Origin of the sequence: Phaeobacter sp. HF9A (genome assembly GCF_011806385.1) — a bacterium.
Lineage (GTDB): Bacteria > Pseudomonadota > Alphaproteobacteria > Rhodobacterales > Rhodobacteraceae > Epibacterium.
On sequence record NZ_JAATOX010000107.1, the window covers coordinates 1 to 14,053 of the forward strand.

At 64.7% G+C, this 14,053-nt stretch carries 15 protein-coding genes, 1 tRNA gene, 3 pseudogenes and 1 riboswitch; of the genes and pseudogenes, 12 read left to right on the forward strand and 7 right to left on the reverse strand.

Annotated elements, in window-relative coordinates; translation table 11 throughout:
* Together HCZ87_RS21100 and HCZ87_RS16000 are read left to right on the forward strand one after the other, a co-directional pair.
* Positions 1 to 109 (forward strand): annotated as a pseudogene (locus tag HCZ87_RS21100) (imidazole glycerol phosphate synthase subunit HisH); the annotation flags it as partial.
* A gap of 322 nt (positions 110 to 431) precedes the next feature.
* Entirely contained in the window at positions 432 to 683 is a 252-nt protein-coding gene (locus HCZ87_RS16000) for a WGR domain-containing protein (protein WP_167645283.1), read from the forward strand.
* 31 nt (positions 684 to 714) lie between these two features.
* Here the strand turns inward: HCZ87_RS16000 and HCZ87_RS16005 are convergent, their stop codons facing one another.
* Positions 715 to 1,104 (reverse strand): DUF2147 domain-containing protein, encoded by a 390-nt coding sequence (locus HCZ87_RS16005; protein WP_167645285.1) that lies wholly within the window; start codon positions 1,102 to 1,104, stop codon positions 715 to 717.
* Positions 1,105 to 1,294: 190 nt separating this feature from the next.
* Here HCZ87_RS16005 and hisA point away from each other — a divergent pair, with 190 nt between their 5' ends.
* The 3 genes from hisA to HCZ87_RS16020 all read left to right on the forward strand — a co-directional run bounded on the left by hisA (position 1,295) and on the right by HCZ87_RS16020 (position 3,608).
* On the forward strand, positions 1,295 to 2,017 hold the full coding sequence (hisA, locus tag HCZ87_RS16010; RefSeq protein ID WP_167645287.1) for a 1-(5-phosphoribosyl)-5-[(5-phosphoribosylamino)methylideneamino]imidazole-4-carboxamide isomerase: 723 nt from the start codon (positions 1,295 to 1,297) through the stop codon (positions 2,015 to 2,017).
* Between the two features lie 93 nt (positions 2,018 to 2,110).
* A complete protein-coding gene (gene hisF / locus HCZ87_RS16015; protein ID WP_167645289.1) occupies positions 2,111 to 2,872 on the forward strand; it encodes an imidazole glycerol phosphate synthase subunit HisF in 762 nt (253 codons plus the stop codon).
* A gap of 418 nt (positions 2,873 to 3,290) precedes the next feature.
* A complete protein-coding gene (locus HCZ87_RS16020) occupies positions 3,291 to 3,608 on the forward strand; it encodes a phosphoribosyl-ATP diphosphatase (RefSeq protein WP_167645291.1) in 318 nt (105 codons plus the stop codon).
* Positions 3,609 to 3,771: 163 nt separating this feature from the next.
* On the opposite strand, the gene HCZ87_RS16025 is transcribed toward HCZ87_RS16020, so the two are convergent.
* The 4 genes from HCZ87_RS16025 to rlmB all read right to left on the reverse strand — a co-directional run bounded on the left by HCZ87_RS16025 (position 3,772) and on the right by rlmB (position 6,320).
* The gene (locus HCZ87_RS16025) at positions 3,772 to 4,236 is read right to left on the reverse strand and encodes a CoA-binding protein (RefSeq protein ID WP_167645293.1); all 465 of its coding nucleotides are present in this window, start codon (positions 4,234 to 4,236) and stop codon (positions 3,772 to 3,774) included.
* A 296-nt stretch (positions 4,237 to 4,532) separates the two neighbouring features.
* Positions 4,533 to 5,024: a YHS domain-containing (seleno)protein gene (locus tag HCZ87_RS16030; RefSeq protein ID WP_167645295.1), complete on the reverse strand. Its 492-nt coding sequence runs from the start codon at positions 5,022 to 5,024 to the stop codon at positions 4,533 to 4,535.
* 162 nt (positions 5,025 to 5,186) lie between these two features.
* Positions 5,187 to 5,462 (reverse strand): hypothetical protein, encoded by a 276-nt coding sequence (locus HCZ87_RS16035; protein WP_167645296.1) that lies wholly within the window; start codon positions 5,460 to 5,462, stop codon positions 5,187 to 5,189.
* 69 nt (positions 5,463 to 5,531) lie between these two features.
* Complete coding sequence (gene rlmB, locus HCZ87_RS16040; RefSeq protein WP_167645298.1) at positions 5,532 to 6,320, reverse strand: 23S rRNA (guanosine(2251)-2'-O)-methyltransferase RlmB; 789 nt, start codon at positions 6,318 to 6,320, stop codon at positions 5,532 to 5,534.
* 118 nt (positions 6,321 to 6,438) lie between these two features.
* On the opposite strand from rlmB, the gene HCZ87_RS16045 reads away from it, so the two are divergent.
* Positions 6,439 to 6,522, forward strand: a tRNA-Tyr gene (locus HCZ87_RS16045).
* A gap of 198 nt (positions 6,523 to 6,720) precedes the next feature.
* Here HCZ87_RS16045 and HCZ87_RS16050 read toward each other — a convergent pair.
* On the reverse strand, positions 6,721 to 7,239 hold the full coding sequence (locus HCZ87_RS16050) for a DUF2478 domain-containing protein (protein WP_167645299.1): 519 nt from the start codon (positions 7,237 to 7,239) through the stop codon (positions 6,721 to 6,723).
* 78 nt (positions 7,240 to 7,317) lie between these two features.
* Positions 7,318 to 8,285: pseudogene (bioB, locus tag HCZ87_RS16055) on the reverse strand (biotin synthase BioB).
* A 230-nt stretch (positions 8,286 to 8,515) separates the two neighbouring features.
* A riboswitch (TPP riboswitch) is annotated at positions 8,516 to 8,637 on the forward strand.
* Positions 8,638 to 8,753: 116 nt separating this feature from the next.
* On the opposite strand from bioB, the gene thiC reads away from it, so the two are divergent.
* The 6 genes and pseudogenes from thiC to HCZ87_RS16085 all read left to right on the forward strand — a co-directional run.
* Complete coding sequence (thiC, locus tag HCZ87_RS16060; RefSeq protein WP_167645300.1) at positions 8,754 to 10,577, forward strand: phosphomethylpyrimidine synthase ThiC; 1,824 nt, start codon at positions 8,754 to 8,756, stop codon at positions 10,575 to 10,577.
* A pseudogene (locus tag HCZ87_RS16065) lies at positions 10,574 to 11,539 on the forward strand (FAD-dependent oxidoreductase). Before thiC ends, HCZ87_RS16065 begins: the two are co-directional and overlap by 4 nt.
* The gene (thiS, locus tag HCZ87_RS16070; RefSeq protein ID WP_167645302.1) at positions 11,508 to 11,705 is read left to right on the forward strand and encodes a sulfur carrier protein ThiS; all 198 of its coding nucleotides are present in this window, start codon (positions 11,508 to 11,510) and stop codon (positions 11,703 to 11,705) included. The pseudogene HCZ87_RS16065 and the gene thiS overlap by 32 nt, the downstream one beginning before the upstream one ends.
* Before the next feature lie 4 nt (positions 11,706 to 11,709).
* Entirely contained in the window at positions 11,710 to 12,492 is a 783-nt protein-coding gene (locus HCZ87_RS16075; protein ID WP_167645304.1) for a thiazole synthase, read from the forward strand.
* Positions 12,492 to 13,085 carry a thiamine phosphate synthase gene (locus tag HCZ87_RS16080; RefSeq protein WP_167645306.1) on the forward strand — a complete coding sequence of 198 codons (594 nt, stop codon included), beginning with the start codon at positions 12,492 to 12,494 and terminating at the stop codon, positions 13,083 to 13,085. Before HCZ87_RS16075 ends, HCZ87_RS16080 begins: the two co-directional genes overlap by 1 nt.
* Positions 13,073 to 14,053 (forward strand): HesA/MoeB/ThiF family protein (locus HCZ87_RS16085; protein WP_254868671.1); only part of this gene is annotated, 981 nt, incomplete at its 3' end. The genes HCZ87_RS16080 and HCZ87_RS16085, both read left to right, overlap by 13 nt.

Below are 14,053 nucleotides of genomic sequence, written 5' to 3' on the forward strand. Positions count from 1 at the left end.
CACCGCGGTGATCGGACGCGACACCATGCTCGGCATGCAGTTTCACCCGGAGAAAAGCCAGCATATCGGCCTGCGGATGATCGCCAACTTCCTGACCTGGGCGCCCTGATACCCCCGATACTTCACACAGCCTCCGCGGCTTGACGCTGGCCGCCCGTGAGGGCGGCGCAGGCAGGGGGCTATGCCCCCTGCCTGCCACCGGAGGGGCCGCGCGCCCGCCCCATCGAGGGGCGGGCGCGCGGCGTTTGGCTCTATCGAGCCAAACGGGCATCCCGCAGATCTCGTCGAAGATTACGCGCGGCGGCAATGGTGTCGCTGCGCCGCTCCGGCTTTCCTGCGACGCTCTTTCTCATTCTCCACGTGAGCGATGGACATGCACACGCCAACACGGCATATGAGTCCAACTCTTTTCCGCTCAGGCCCGATTTACGTTGTACTTGCGCTTTGAAAAATTCAGTCACCGGGACGGGCAGCATCGCTATCTGGTGCTGAGCCTGACGCAGACCCTGTTCGGAGACTGGTGCGTGGTGCAGGCCTCCGGCCCGATCGGCCAGCCGGGCGGCCAGGAGCGGCGCAATTACTGCGCCTCGCTGGATGAGGCGCAGCTCCTGTTCGAACAGGCCCGCGCGCGACAGGTCAAACGGGGCTTTGTCCCGATCCCGGTACAGATGGGACTGTTCTGAGGCCCGCCTCCACGCCGGCGCGGAGCCGCGATTACTTGACCCGCGTCCAGGTTTGTTTGGAACAGATCAGCCCGCCCGCCACGCAGCCGCGCAGTTTGAGCGAGTCGCCGTTCAGATCCATCTTGCCGATGTAGATCTTGTCGTTGGAGGGCCGCCAGACCTGCCCCTCGTATGCGCCACCGCCCTGGGGCACCATGTCGATGACCAGCGTCTTGCCGATGTTTTTGGACTGATATTCGCCGCTGTCCTTGAAGGTGCGCGCGATGGTGCCGCAGACGGCGCCGCCGCAGGGTTTGATGTCCACATAGGCATAGGCGCCATCGTCGGGCTGGGTCTTCCAGAGCCCCTCGGCCGGATCCGCTGCAAAAGCAGCGCCCGCGAGCGCCAGCGAGACAGCACAGGTTGCGATTATCTGTTTCATGGTTGGTTTCCTCCCTCTTGCCCGAAACTGTGACCGAGGCATGGCCGATCAGGCAAGCCTGACCTCGGGTCGCCCTCCCCGCGCGATGTCCGCCGCCTTGAACCCGGACAGCCCCCCACACGCGTTGCAATTCACCGCGCTCTTCGGCAAAAGGGCGCAGAAGCGTTTTCCGACCAAAAGGGCACAGCCGATGATCCTCTACCCCGCCATTGACCTCAAGGACGGCCAGGCCGTGCGGCTGCTGCACGGTGACATGGAAAAGACCACCGTGTTCAACGACAACCCGGCGGCGCAGGCGCTGGAGTTCGTGGCGGCGGGCTGTGAATGGCTGCATCTGGTGGATCTGAACGGCGCCTTTGCCGGCGAGCCGGTGAATGCCGCCCCCGTCGAGGAAATCCTGAAACAGACCAGGGTGCCCGCCCAGCTTGGCGGTGGCATCCGCGACATGGCCACCATCGAGCGCTGGCTCGACAAGGGGCTGGCGCGGGTGATTCTGGGCACCGTGGCGGTGGAGAACCCCGATCTGGTGCGCGAGGCGGCCCGCGCCTTTCCCGGCCAGGTCGCGGTCGGCATCGACGCGCGCGGCGGCAAGGTGGCCACCAAGGGCTGGGCCGAGGAAACCGATGTCGAGGTCACTGATCTGGCGAAATCCTTTGAGGACGCGGGCGTTGCGGCGATCATCTACACCGATATCATGCGCGACGGTGCCATGAAGGGACCCAATATCGCCTCCACGGCGGCGCTGGCCAATGCGGTGACGATCCCGGTGATTGCCTCGGGCGGCGTGTCCTCGATCGCCGATTTGCAGGCCCTGAAGTCCTGCGGCGCCCCCCTGAACGGCGCGATCTCGGGCCGGGCGCTTTATGACGGGGCCATCGACCTCGCCGAGGCGCTGGCGGTTCTGAAGGGCTAGGGCCAGCGCAGGCCGCAGGAAAACGACGCACCGCGGCCTGCCCCGGTGCAATGTCCTCTTTTCCCACGGCCTATTCCGGTCCATAAGAGCGGCATGTTGAAAACCCGCCTCATCCCCTGTCTCGATGTCGCCGATGGCCGCGTGGTCAAGGGCGTGAACTTTGTTGGCCTGCGCGATGCCGGCGACCCGGTGGAGGCCGCCCGCGCCTATGATGCCGCTGGCGCCGACGAGATCTGCTTTCTCGACATCCATGCCACCCATGAAAACCGTGGCACCATGTTTGATATGGTGCGGCGCACCGCCGAGCAGTGCTTTGTGCCGCTGACGGTGGGCGGCGGTGTGCGCAGCAAGGACGACGTGCGCGCGCTTCTGCTGGCAGGGGCCGACAAGGTCTCCTTCAATTCCGCCGCCGTGGCCAACCCGGATGTAATCGCCGAGGCCGCCGACCAGTTCGGCAGCCAATGCATCGTCTGCGCCATCGACGCCAAATCCGTCGCCCCCGGCAAATGGGAGATCTTCACCCATGGCGGCCGCCGCGAGACCGGCATCGACGCGGTGGAATTCGCCCGCCTCGTCACCCAAAAGGGCGCGGGAGAGATCCTCCTCACCTCGATGGACCGCGACGGCACCAAATCCGGCTTCAACCTGGAAATGACGCGCGCCATTTCCGACGCGGTGGATGTGCCGGTGATCGCCTCCGGCGGTGTCGGCAATCTGGACCACCTGGTGGATGGCGTGATCAGAGGCGGCGCCAGCGCGGTGCTGGCCGCGTCGATCTTCCACTTCGGCGAATATACCGTGCAAGAGGCCAAACAGCACATGATCGCCAATGGCATCCCGATGAGGCTCAGGTAATGGATTGGGAGGCCATCGTGCTTGAGGAGGGCGACACGACCCGCACGCCCTGCGATTGCTGCCGCACCACGACGACTGAAGCGATGGGAAACCTTCTTAGCGATGGAACATATTTCGCGTGGTATACGGCACGATGGTCAGAAGCTCATCCCGAACACCACCTGCTTGTAACGGTTTATACAGGCGATTGGAGCGAGGGCGCCCCGGCCTCTGCACGGTGGGGAACACGAACCGAGGTACGGTTCGGCCCCGAATCCGGATGCGCCTTGCTCGATTGGGAGCCCGAGCAGAGAGCCACGATCAACAGTTTTACCCCGCTCGGGCGCGATGACGTATTGGGGTCAGATTACGCTAAGGAATTCTGGGCCTGCGTCGACGCAATTCTCATGAAAGACCCAAGACTGGAGCCACTCGTATCATGACCCTGCTGCACGACCTGGAAACCACTATTCGCGCGCGCAAATCCGCCGACCCAGAGAGCAGCTGGACCGCAAAGCTGCTGGCCAAGGGCCCGGAGAAATGCGCCGAGAAATTCGGCGAGGAAGCGATCGAGGCGATCATCGAAGCGGTGAAGAACGACAAGGCCAAGCTCGCGTCTGAGGGCGCCGATGTGCTCTATCATTTCCTGGTGATGCTGGCCGCGCGCGATGTGGCGCTGGATGACGTGCTCAAGGTGCTGGCTGATCGTCAGGGCCTCAGCGGCATCGCCGAAAAAGCCGCCCGCCCCAAGAGCTGAGCGCCACGAAGGCTCCCCCATTGTGCCGCAGGCGCGCGCCTTGCAGCAGGCAAGGCTCATCTCTGTTTTGCCCCGCCTTGCCGCAGGCAAGGCGCCGGGCCCAACGGGAGCAGCGCATGTCTCATGCGCGCCCGACGGGCGGGAGCGCTCCCTTCCACACGGGCTAGAGTTTTGAGGAAATAACCCCGGTGGCAAATCCGCCCTGGCGCAGCTCGCCGAACAGGCGCTGGTATTCGATCTTGGGGCAGCGATTCTGGATCACCGTCACGCCGCGCGCCTCGGCCATTGCCGCCGCCTCCGGGTGTTCCACGCCGATCTGCATCCAGATGGTCTGCAAGGTCGGAAAGGCGGCCAGCGCCTCTTCGACAATCGGTGGCACCGCCTCGGAGCGCCGGAAGATATCGACCATATCCACCGGCTCCTTGATATCTGACAAGGACGCCCGCACCGTTTCGCCAAAGAGCAGCTCGCCCGCATGGCCGGGGTTTACGGGGATCACCTTATAGCCCTTCAGCGACAGGTAGCGCGCCACGTAGTAGCTCGGCCGCACCGGGTTGAGCGAGACCCCCACCACGGCAATCACCTTGCTGCGGGTCAGGATGGATTTGAAGAGATCATCTGAATACATTTGCCCACTCTGCGCAGCCGCGTGTCAGGGTGCAAGCCCCTATGCGGCCCAAGCCGCAGAAGACGGAGCAGGTAAGAAAAAAGCGCCCGAAGACTCTCCGGGCGCGAGGTGTGGAACGAGGGACAGTGAAAAAGATCTGCGGCGGTTCCGGGGCCGCAGTCTGTTATTGAATGTATGGTGGTCTTGGCCGAATGAAAGGGATGCTCGCGTTTTCGTGAAGATCCCGAGAGCGTTTTCCCTTGACCCTGACAGCCGCCCCAGCTGCACCACATGCAGAAGACCGGTCCGGCGCGGGATCAGCGCTGGCGCATGATCTGCGGCCAGACCTCGCGCGCGGCCTCGATCATCCCTTGCTGCTGTGCCATCCAGAGTTCCTCGGCGCGCGGGTTGTGAAACAGGTAGAGCCGCCCATCGACAATTTCCCAGGCTTGCGGGTCGCCGTGATAAATGCGCCCCTTGGCGATGCCATAGGCGCAGTGGCCGCCATAGCGCGGCGCATAGGCGCGCGGGTTGGATTCAAACCGGGAGCGGTGCTCGGCGGAGTGAAACAGCCAGATCGCGCCCTTCCACATCACCGCATGGCTGCGTTCGCCACGCGTCGGGCCCTCGGCGACAAAAAACGACACCGGATCATAGCCGCCGATCGCCACGCCATCCTCTGCCGAGATGTAGAGCGTGCCCGCCTCTGCCCGCATCCCCGTCGCAAGCGTCAGCAGCGCCACGGCGACACAGAGGCGCGCGGCGGAGCGCGCGGCCATAAGGATGAGTTTGAGGCGATGGGTCAGCACGTCGCATCTCCGGTTATTGCAGCAAACGGAGAATGCCCCTGCGCGCCGCCACAGAAAAGCCCGCTAACACCTATGTGAACGGCTTGTGAGCAGAGTTGCGCAGGGGTGAGGCCCTCGGGACACAGATAAATTCGGCTAAATCCGGCTCCGAGGGCGAATTTTCTAGTCGAAGATATCCTCGATCACGTCAAAGACCTCGTCAAAAGCCTTGTACCAGAGGGATTTCTTCTTGCTCTTCTTTTTCTTCTTGCCGCGATAGGCATGGGCATGGCCCCTGGCGGCGGTCTTCTTTTCCGGTTTGCCCCTTGCGGCGGCTTCGGCCAGTTTCGCGCCCTTGTGGGCGGCCAGCGGGCGCTGTTTCTGCGCCGAGAGCGGCGCGCCGCAGGTGGTGCAGATCAGCGCGTGCAGGCTGCGATCCGCGACAAAGGCCGATTGCACGCCGCAATAGCAGCAGTTGATCAGCTTGCCTCCGGGAATGCTGTGATGTGCGATGGTGCCCTCCTGCGCTTAACCTCTCAGAGAGGCATATAGGGAGATTGCCGCCGCGTTGGAGACGTTGAGCGAGCCAAAACCGCCTGCCGCGTCGATTTTAACGAGCTTATCCACGGTTTCTTTGGTTTTTTGCCGCAGCCCCGGGCCTTCGGCGCCCAGAACCAGCGCAATCGGATCCCCGGTGCGCCCGGCCACTGCGTCTTCGATGGTTTCTTCCGCCTCGCCGTCCAGGCCCAGCACCAGATAGCCCATCTGTTGCAGCGCGACGATGGTATCGGCGAGGTTGCGCATGCGCAGATAGGGCTGACGCTCCAGCGCGCCGGAGGCGGTTTTGGCCAGCCCCCCGGTTTCCGGCGCCGAATGGTGGCGGGTGCCAATCACCGCAGAGGCGCCAAGCACCTCGGCAGAGCGCAGGATGGCGCCAACGTTATGCGGGTCGGTCACCCGGTCCAAAAGCAGCACGCGCGGCACCTCGGCGCCGATACAGGCCTCCTCCAGGCTGCCCCAGTTCAGCGGCTTCACTTCCAGCGCCGCGCCCTGATGCACGGACCCCGGATCGATCGGAACAGAGAATTTGCGCGGCTCCACCACCTCGGGCGTGATGCCAGAGGCAGCGATGGCCTCTTCCAGCTTGGCCTGGGCATTGAGCGTCACCACAAGGCGCAGTTTTTCGCGCTTGGGGTTCAGCAGCGCATCGCGCACCGCATGCAGACCAAAGAGCCAGACGGTCTCTGCCGAGGCGGCTTTCTTGGCTTTTTCCTTGTCCACCACCCAGGCGGGTTTCTTGCTGGGTTTCTTGTTCATGGCTGGCTCCGAAGACAAAATGCGAGGCGAGGGAAAAAAGTTGCGCTTTTCCTGTTGACGCCCGTTTGGTGCGCTAGTAATCACGCCTCCACGTCAGGTGCAACAAGCTTCTGACAGTGGGCGACAGGCCGCAAGGTGTGGCAGGGGACTGTAACTCCCTCGCGGAGACGCACGCCTGGTTCGATTCCAGGGTCGCCCACCATCTTCTCTCCTTTAGGTTAAAATCAGATAGTTGAGTGAAGATGGTGCTCGTGCCGTGGCGCGTGATGCGCCGATCACCTGCCAGAGGTATCATGCCCTTCATGCAGATTTTGCCCGGCTGCGCGCGCCGGGGCGCTGCCCCGGACCCCGGGATATTTTTGGTTAGAAGAAGGGGGCATGCCCCCCTCGCCTGACGCGCCTAGGCCGCTTGCGAAATTGCCGCTTTGATCCAGGCGACCAGCGCCTCCAGATCCGGGGCGGCTTCCTCGGCCACGCCCTCGGCAAAGTTTTCAAAGGCAGCGACATTCATCCGGTTGACGCCCGTGACCACCGGCAGCCCCATCGCCAGAGCCTCGCCGATGATCGGGCGCATGCCGCGGCCGTCGGCCTCGTGTTTGCCGAATTTATTGACCAGCAGCACCTGCGGTGCCGGTGTTGTGGCAAGCGCCGCAGTAACCTGCCCCACGGCGCGCTCCAGCGCCTCGGGGTTCAGGCGGCACCCCCGCGCCCCTTCGCCAAGGGATTGCGAGATGCGGATGGTTTCGCCCTCGGGCAGGACGCGGACATCCATGTCGCAAAGCTTGTTGTCGTAGCATTCCGTATTGGTCTGCACGATGCCTGCCGTGCGAATGCCCAATTCGGCCAGTCGCGCGGCCAATGCGGTCAGCAGGCGGTCGGTGGCGCCGCGTTCGGTGGTCATCACATAGGCAAGCTGCATGGGGGTCGTCCTTTGTCTTTGCGTGCGCCATAGCCTAGCGGGATTACCGCCGCGCCGCCAGTGCCCCCATCCGCGCGGCTACGCTCTGTCCGGCTCCATCGCGTGCAGGCCGAGGCGCGCAAAGAGCGCCGCGTCGGCGTCTTCTTCGGGGTTGTCGGCGGTCAGCAAGGTATCGCCCATGAAGATCGAATTGACCCCGGCAAAAAAACACATGGCTTGCATCTCGTCGCTCATGTCCCTGCGCCCCGCCGAGAGCCGCAGGTGGCTGCGCGGCATCAGGATCCGGGCCAGCGCGATGGTGCGGACGAATTCAATGGGATCCAGCGGCGGGGTCTGCGCCAGAGGTGTGCCCGCCATGGGAATCAGCCTGTTGATCGGCACCGACTGCGGATGCTCCGGCAGGGTGGCGAGGCTGAGGAGCATGTCGATCCGGTCGCCACGCTCTTCGCCCATGCCCAGAATGCCGCCGGAGCAGACCTTGATCCCGGCCTGTCGCACGCGCTCCAGCGTCTCAAGCCGGTCGGCAAAACTGCGGGTGGTGATGACCTCCGGGTAGTAGCGTTCCGAGGTGTCGATATTGTGGTTGTAGTAGTCCAGCCCGGCGTCGCGCAGGCGCAGAACCTGGTCCTGTTCCAGCATGCCCAGCGTCATGCAGGTCTCCATCCCCAGCGCCTTGACGCCCGCTACCATGGCCTCCAGCATCGGCATGTCGCGATCCTTGGGCGCGCGCCAGCCCGCGCCCATGCAATAGCGGCTGGCCCCGGCGTCGCGGGCTTTTTTCGCCTCGGCAATCACCCGCTCTACCTCGATCAGTTTTGAGGCGGCAGCTGTGCGCCGTTGCGGGCGGATTGCGAACAATAGGCGCAATCCTCAGCACAGCCGCCGGTCTTGATCGACAATAGCCGCGATTTCTGCACCGCATTGGGATCAAAGATCTGGCGATGCAGGCTCTGGGCCTGAAACAGCAGATCCATAAAGGGCTGGGTATAGAGCGCCTCTGCCTCCTCGCGGGTCCAGTCGGTGCGGATCAGGGCGGTATCGCGCATGGGGTCTCCTGGCATGGGTTGAGCACTTGGGCACCCGCAAGAGGCGAGCTTCATTTTTATAGATAATATATGAAATGAGTCGCAAGCCGTCATCCCCTTGATTTTAAACGCCCTCTTGACCGTTGTCCGATATCGGCAAAAACCCGCAGACGATTGCTGCGGGGGTAAACACCGAGAGTACAGGCCCGAAAAGAAACCGCTTGACGCCGATGCATCCCCTACCCTACCCCTAAGGCACGCAGGGGAGTCCCGCCCGAGGGGACTGAGAGGCTGACAGGGAGAAATCCCGGTGACGCGACCCTTAGAACCTGACCCAGTTGATACTGGCGTAGGAAGCTAGGACAGTCGCCCCCCGCCCGGTACAGGTGGGAGCCTCTGCTCTGACACGGCGGATCTGTACCCCCGCCCGTTTTCCTCCGGCCCGGCTCAATTGGTGTCTTTTTGAGAATGGACTCGAGGAGCACCAAGATGAACGTCCCCACCCCGAAGATCGCCCCCAAGGTGACCACCGGCGCGCTGCCCGCCTCAAGAAAGATCTATGTCGCCGGCGAGCTGCATGATGGCATCCGCGTGCCGATGCGCGAGATCGCCACCCACCCGACGGCGGGCGAGGCGCCGCTGCCGGTCTATGACAGCTCCGGCCCCTATACCGACCCAGAGATCGAGACCGACATCCGCACCGGTCTGGCACCGCTGCGCGCCGGGTGGATCCGCGCGCGCGGGGATGTGGATGCCTATACCGGGCGCGATGTGCGGCCCGAGGACAATGGGTTTGTCGAGGGTGATCGCCTGGTGCCGGAATTCCCGGTGAAGCCCGCCCCCCTGCGCGGCACAGGCGAGGCCGCGCCGACGCAGCTGGCCTATGCCCGCGCCGGGATCATCACGCCGGAGATGGAGTTCGTCGCCATTCGCGAAAACCAGCTGCGCGAGACCGCGCCCTGCCATGGCGCGCGCGATGGCGAGGATTTTGGCGCCAATATCCCCGACTATGTGACGCCGGAATTCGTGCGCGCCGAGATCGCCGCAGGCCGCGCCATTATCCCGGCCAATATCAACCACCCGGAGCTGGAGCCGATGATCATCGGCCGCAATTTCAAGGTGAAGATCAACGCCAATATGGGCACCTCGGCGGTGACCTCCTCGATGGAGGAAGAGGTGGAGAAGCTGGTCTGGGCGATCCGCTGGGGCGCGGATACGGTGATGGATCTGTCAACCGGGCGCAACATCCACAACACCCGCGAATGGATCATCCGTAACAGCCCCGTGCCGATCGGCACGGTGCCGATCTATCAGGCGCTGGAGAAGGTCAACGGCATTGCCGAGGATCTGACCTGGGAAGTGTTCCGCGACACGCTCATTGAGCAGGCCGAACAGGGCGTGGATTACTTCACCATCCATGCCGGGGTGCGGCTGCATATGGTGCCGATGACGGTCAATCGGGTGACCGGGATCGTGTCGCGCGGCGGGTCGATCATGGCGAAATGGTGCCTGCATCACCACCGCGAGAGCTTTCTCTACGAGCATTTCGAGGAGATCTGCGACATCTGCCGCAGCTATGATGTGAGCTTCTCGCTGGGCGATGGCTTGCGTCCCGGCTCCATTGCCGACGCCAATGACGAGGCGCAATTTGCTGAGCTGGAAACCCTCGGGGAACTCACCAGGATCGCCTGGGCCAAGGATTGTCAGGTGATGATCGAGGGGCCGGGCCATGTGGCCATGCACAAGATCAAGGAAAACATGGAAAAGCAGCTGGAATGCTGCCATGAGGCGCCGTTTTACACACTGGGGCCGCTGACCACCGATATTGCGCCGGGCTATGATCACATCACATCGGGCATCGGCGCGGCGATGATCGGCTGGTTTGGCTGCGCGATGCTGTGTTACGTGACGCCCAAGGAACATCTTGGCCTGCCGGACCGCAATGATGTCAAGACCGGGGTGATCACCTATAAGATCGCCGCCCATGCCGCCGATCTGGCCAAGGGCTTGCCGGGGGCGCAGCGGCGCGATGATGCGCTCAGCCGCGCACGGTTCGAGTTCCGCTGGGAGGATCAGTTCAACCTCTCGCTGGACCCCGATACGGCCCGCGAATTCCATGACCAGACCTTGCCGAAACAGGCCCATAAGGTGGCGCATTTCTGCTCCATGTGCGGGCCGAAGTTCTGCTCCATGCGGATCAGCCACGACATCCGCGCCGAAGCGCAGAAGGAAGGCATGGAGGCGATGGCCGCGAAGTTCCGCGAGGGTGGTGCGCTCTATGTGCCGGTGGAGGGCGTGGAGGAAGAGGCGTGATCACCATCGCCGGGGCGGGGCTGGCTGGCCTCGCCTGCGCCTATGAGCTGCTGCAACGGGGGGCCGGGGTGCGGATCTATGAACGCGCCGAGGAGATTGGCACCGCCAGTGCCGCGCGCTTTGCCGGGGGGATGCTGGCGCCCTGGTGCGAATATGAAAGCACCGAGGAAGAGGTTGTGAGCCTCGGTGGCCGCGCCTTCGACTGGTGAGCCCAGATCACCCCGGTTCACAGGCGCGGCACGCTGGTGCTGGCGCCCCGCCGCGACCGGGCGGAGGTGGCGCGATTTGCCCGCCGCACCTGTGCCTACCGAGAGGTCAGCGGACCGGAGATTGATGTGCTGGAACCGGCCTTGGCCGGGCGGTTTGACGCGGGGCTGTTCTTTGAGCGCGAGGCGCATCTGGACCCGCGGCGTGCCCTCAGGGATCTGGCGGGCGAGGTGCACCGCCTTGGCGGTGAGATCCAACTGGGCTGCGCGGCACCGAAGCGCGTTGATCTGGACTGCACCGGCATGGCCGCGCCGCTGGCCGACCTGCGGCCGGTGCGTGGAGAGATGGCGATCCTGCGCTGCCCGGAGGTCGCGATGCGCCGCACCCTGCGCCTGCTGCACCCGCGCACGCCGATCTACCTGGTGCCGCGCGGCGACGGGCACTACATGCTCGGCGCGACCATGGTGGAAAGCGACCACAGCGGCCCGCCCAGCCTGCGCGCCCTGATGGAGCTGATGGGCGCGGCCTATGCGCTGTCGCCCGCCTTTGCCGAGGCCGAAGTGGTGGAGATCGGCGCAGGGCTGCGCCCCGCCTTTCCCAACAACCTGCCCCGGCTGGAACGGCGCGAAGAGACGCTGTTTCTCAACGGGCTTTACCGACACGGGTTTCTGCTGGCCCCTGCCATGGCGCAGGCCGCTGCCGATCAATTGATGGAGCAACGCGATGAAAATACTCGTGAATTCCGAACCGCATGACATAGACGCCACGACGCTGGCCGAGGCCCTGAGCGAGCTGGGCTATACCGGCCCCGCCCTTGCCACTGCGCTGAACGGTCAGTTTGTGGCCCGCGATCAGCGCAGCATTCAGCCCCTCGCCGCCGGGGACCGGATCGAGGTTCTGGCCCCGATGCAGGGAGGGTGACGCGATGAAATGTTACGGCGAAACGCTTTCCTCGCGGCTGATCCTTGGCAGCGCGCAATATCCCTCGCCCGCGATCCTGCAACAGGCGATCCGCGCCAGCGGCACCGATCTGGTCACCGTCTCGCTGCGGCGCGAAAACGCCCATGGCTCCGGCGCCGGGTTCTGGGATCTGATCCGCGAAACCGGCGTGCGCATCCTGCCCAATACGGCGGGCTGCCATAGCGCGCGCGAGGCGGTCACCACCGCGCAGATGGCGCGGGAGGTCTTTGGCACCGATTGGATCAAGCTGGAGGTGATCGGCCATGCGGACACGCTGCAACCCGATATCTTTGAACTGGTGGAGGCGGCGCGGATCCTCGGCGCCGAGGGCTTCAAGGTCTTTCCCTATACCACCGATGATCTGGGTGTTGGCGAGCGGCTGCTGGCGGCCGGCTGCGAGGTGCTGATGCCCTGGGGCGCGCCGATTGGCTCCGGTCGCGGGCTGATGACCCCTGATGGGCTGCGCGCCATGCGGGCGCATTTCCCGGGCGTGCCGCTCGTTGTGGATGCGGGCATCGGGCGGCCCTCGGATGCCGCCGCCGCGATGGAGCTGGGCATGGACGCGGTGCTGTTGAACACGGCGGTGGCCAAGGCAGGCGACCCGGTGCAGATGGCGCGCGCGATGGCTATGGCGGTGGAGGCCGGGCGGCTCGGCCACCTTGCCGACCCGATGGAGCCACGCGACATGGCGGTGCCCTCCACCCCGGTCATGGGGCTGGCGGAACTGGATTTGGCGGAGCAGAGATAATGGAACGGTTTTACCTGATTGTCGGCCATGTGGGTCGGCTGGAATTGCTGGTGCCGCAGGGCGTGCGGCTGGTGCAGCTTCGGATCAAGGATCAGCCCGACGCCGAGATCCGCCGCCAGATCGCCCGGGCGCGGGATTTCTGCGCCGTTTACGGCGCGCAGCTGGTGGTCAATGATCACTGGCAGGCGGCGCTGGATCTGAACTGCGATTTTGTGCACCTCGGCCAGGAGGATATGGACAGCGCCGATTTTGACGCGCTGCGCCGCGCGGGTGTTCGCTATGGGCTCTCCACCCATGACGAGGCGGAGCTGGAGCGCGCATTGGCCCTGGATCCCGCCTATGTGGCGCTGGGGCCGGTCTATCCGACGCTGCTGAAGCAGATGAAATGGGCCCCGCAGGGGCTTGAACGCCTGTGCCGCTGGAAGGCGCGCGCAGGGGCTGTACCGCTGGTGGCCATCGGCGGGCTGACGCCGGGGCGCCTGCCCGGTGTCTTTGCCGCAGGGGCCGACAGCGCGGCGGTGGTGACAGATATCCAGAGCGCAAAGGACCCCGAGGCGCAGACCCGCGCCTGGGTGAACGCATGCCAGAGCTGAGCCGCTTTGCCCGCCAGATCGCCCTGCCCGAGGTCGGCGCGGCTGGTCAGCAGCGGCTGGCCGAGACCCATGTGCTGGTGGTCGGCGCAGGCGGGCTGGGCTGTCCGCTGCTGCTCTATCTGGCCTGCGCGGGCATCGGTGAAATCACCGTGATGGATACGGACCGGGTGGAGCGTTCGAACCTGCATCGCCAGCCGCTTTATACGCTGGGCGATATCGGCGCCAGAAAGGTCGAGGCCGCCGGTGCGGCGCTGCGCCAGCGCGCGCCGGAGCTTACCCTGCATCTGCGGCCCGAAGCGCTTGGGGCCTTCAATGCCGTAGAGGCGATCGCGGCGGCAGATGTGGTGGTAGATGCGGCGGATAGTTTTGCCGTCTCCTACATCCTATCGGATGCCTGCAAGGCGGCGACGAAGCCCTTGATCTCGGCCTCTGCGCTGGGGCTTTCGGGCTATGTCGGTGGCTATTGCGGCGGTGGGCCTTGCCTGCGCGCGGTCTTTCCCGACCTGCCCGAACAGGCCGCCACCTGCGCCAGCGCCGGCGTGCTCGGCCCCCTGGTGGGGATGATCGGCGCGGCGCAGGCGCAGATGGTGCTGCAATATGTTCTGGGCACCGCCCCTTCGGTGCTGGGGCAGCTGATGCGGTTTGACATGGGCGCGCTGAGCCCGTCTGCCTTTCGCTTTGATGGCGCACAGGCGCCGGAGGATGGGCTGCGCTTTGTTGCGCTGACCGATCCCCGGGCGCTGGTGGTGGATCTGCGCGACAGTGCGGAGGCGCCGGAGCCCGTCTGCCCCGGCGCGCGGCGTGTGTTGCCGCAGGATCTGGTGGCCGCCTCCTTGCCCGAGGGGCAGCCGATCACGCTGGTCTGTCACAGCGGCTTACGCGCCTGGCGGGAGCTCCCGCCGCGAAAAAGAAAAATGAAAACCAATAGTTATCATCACAACGACCTGGCCAAGGCGTTGACCCGGGCG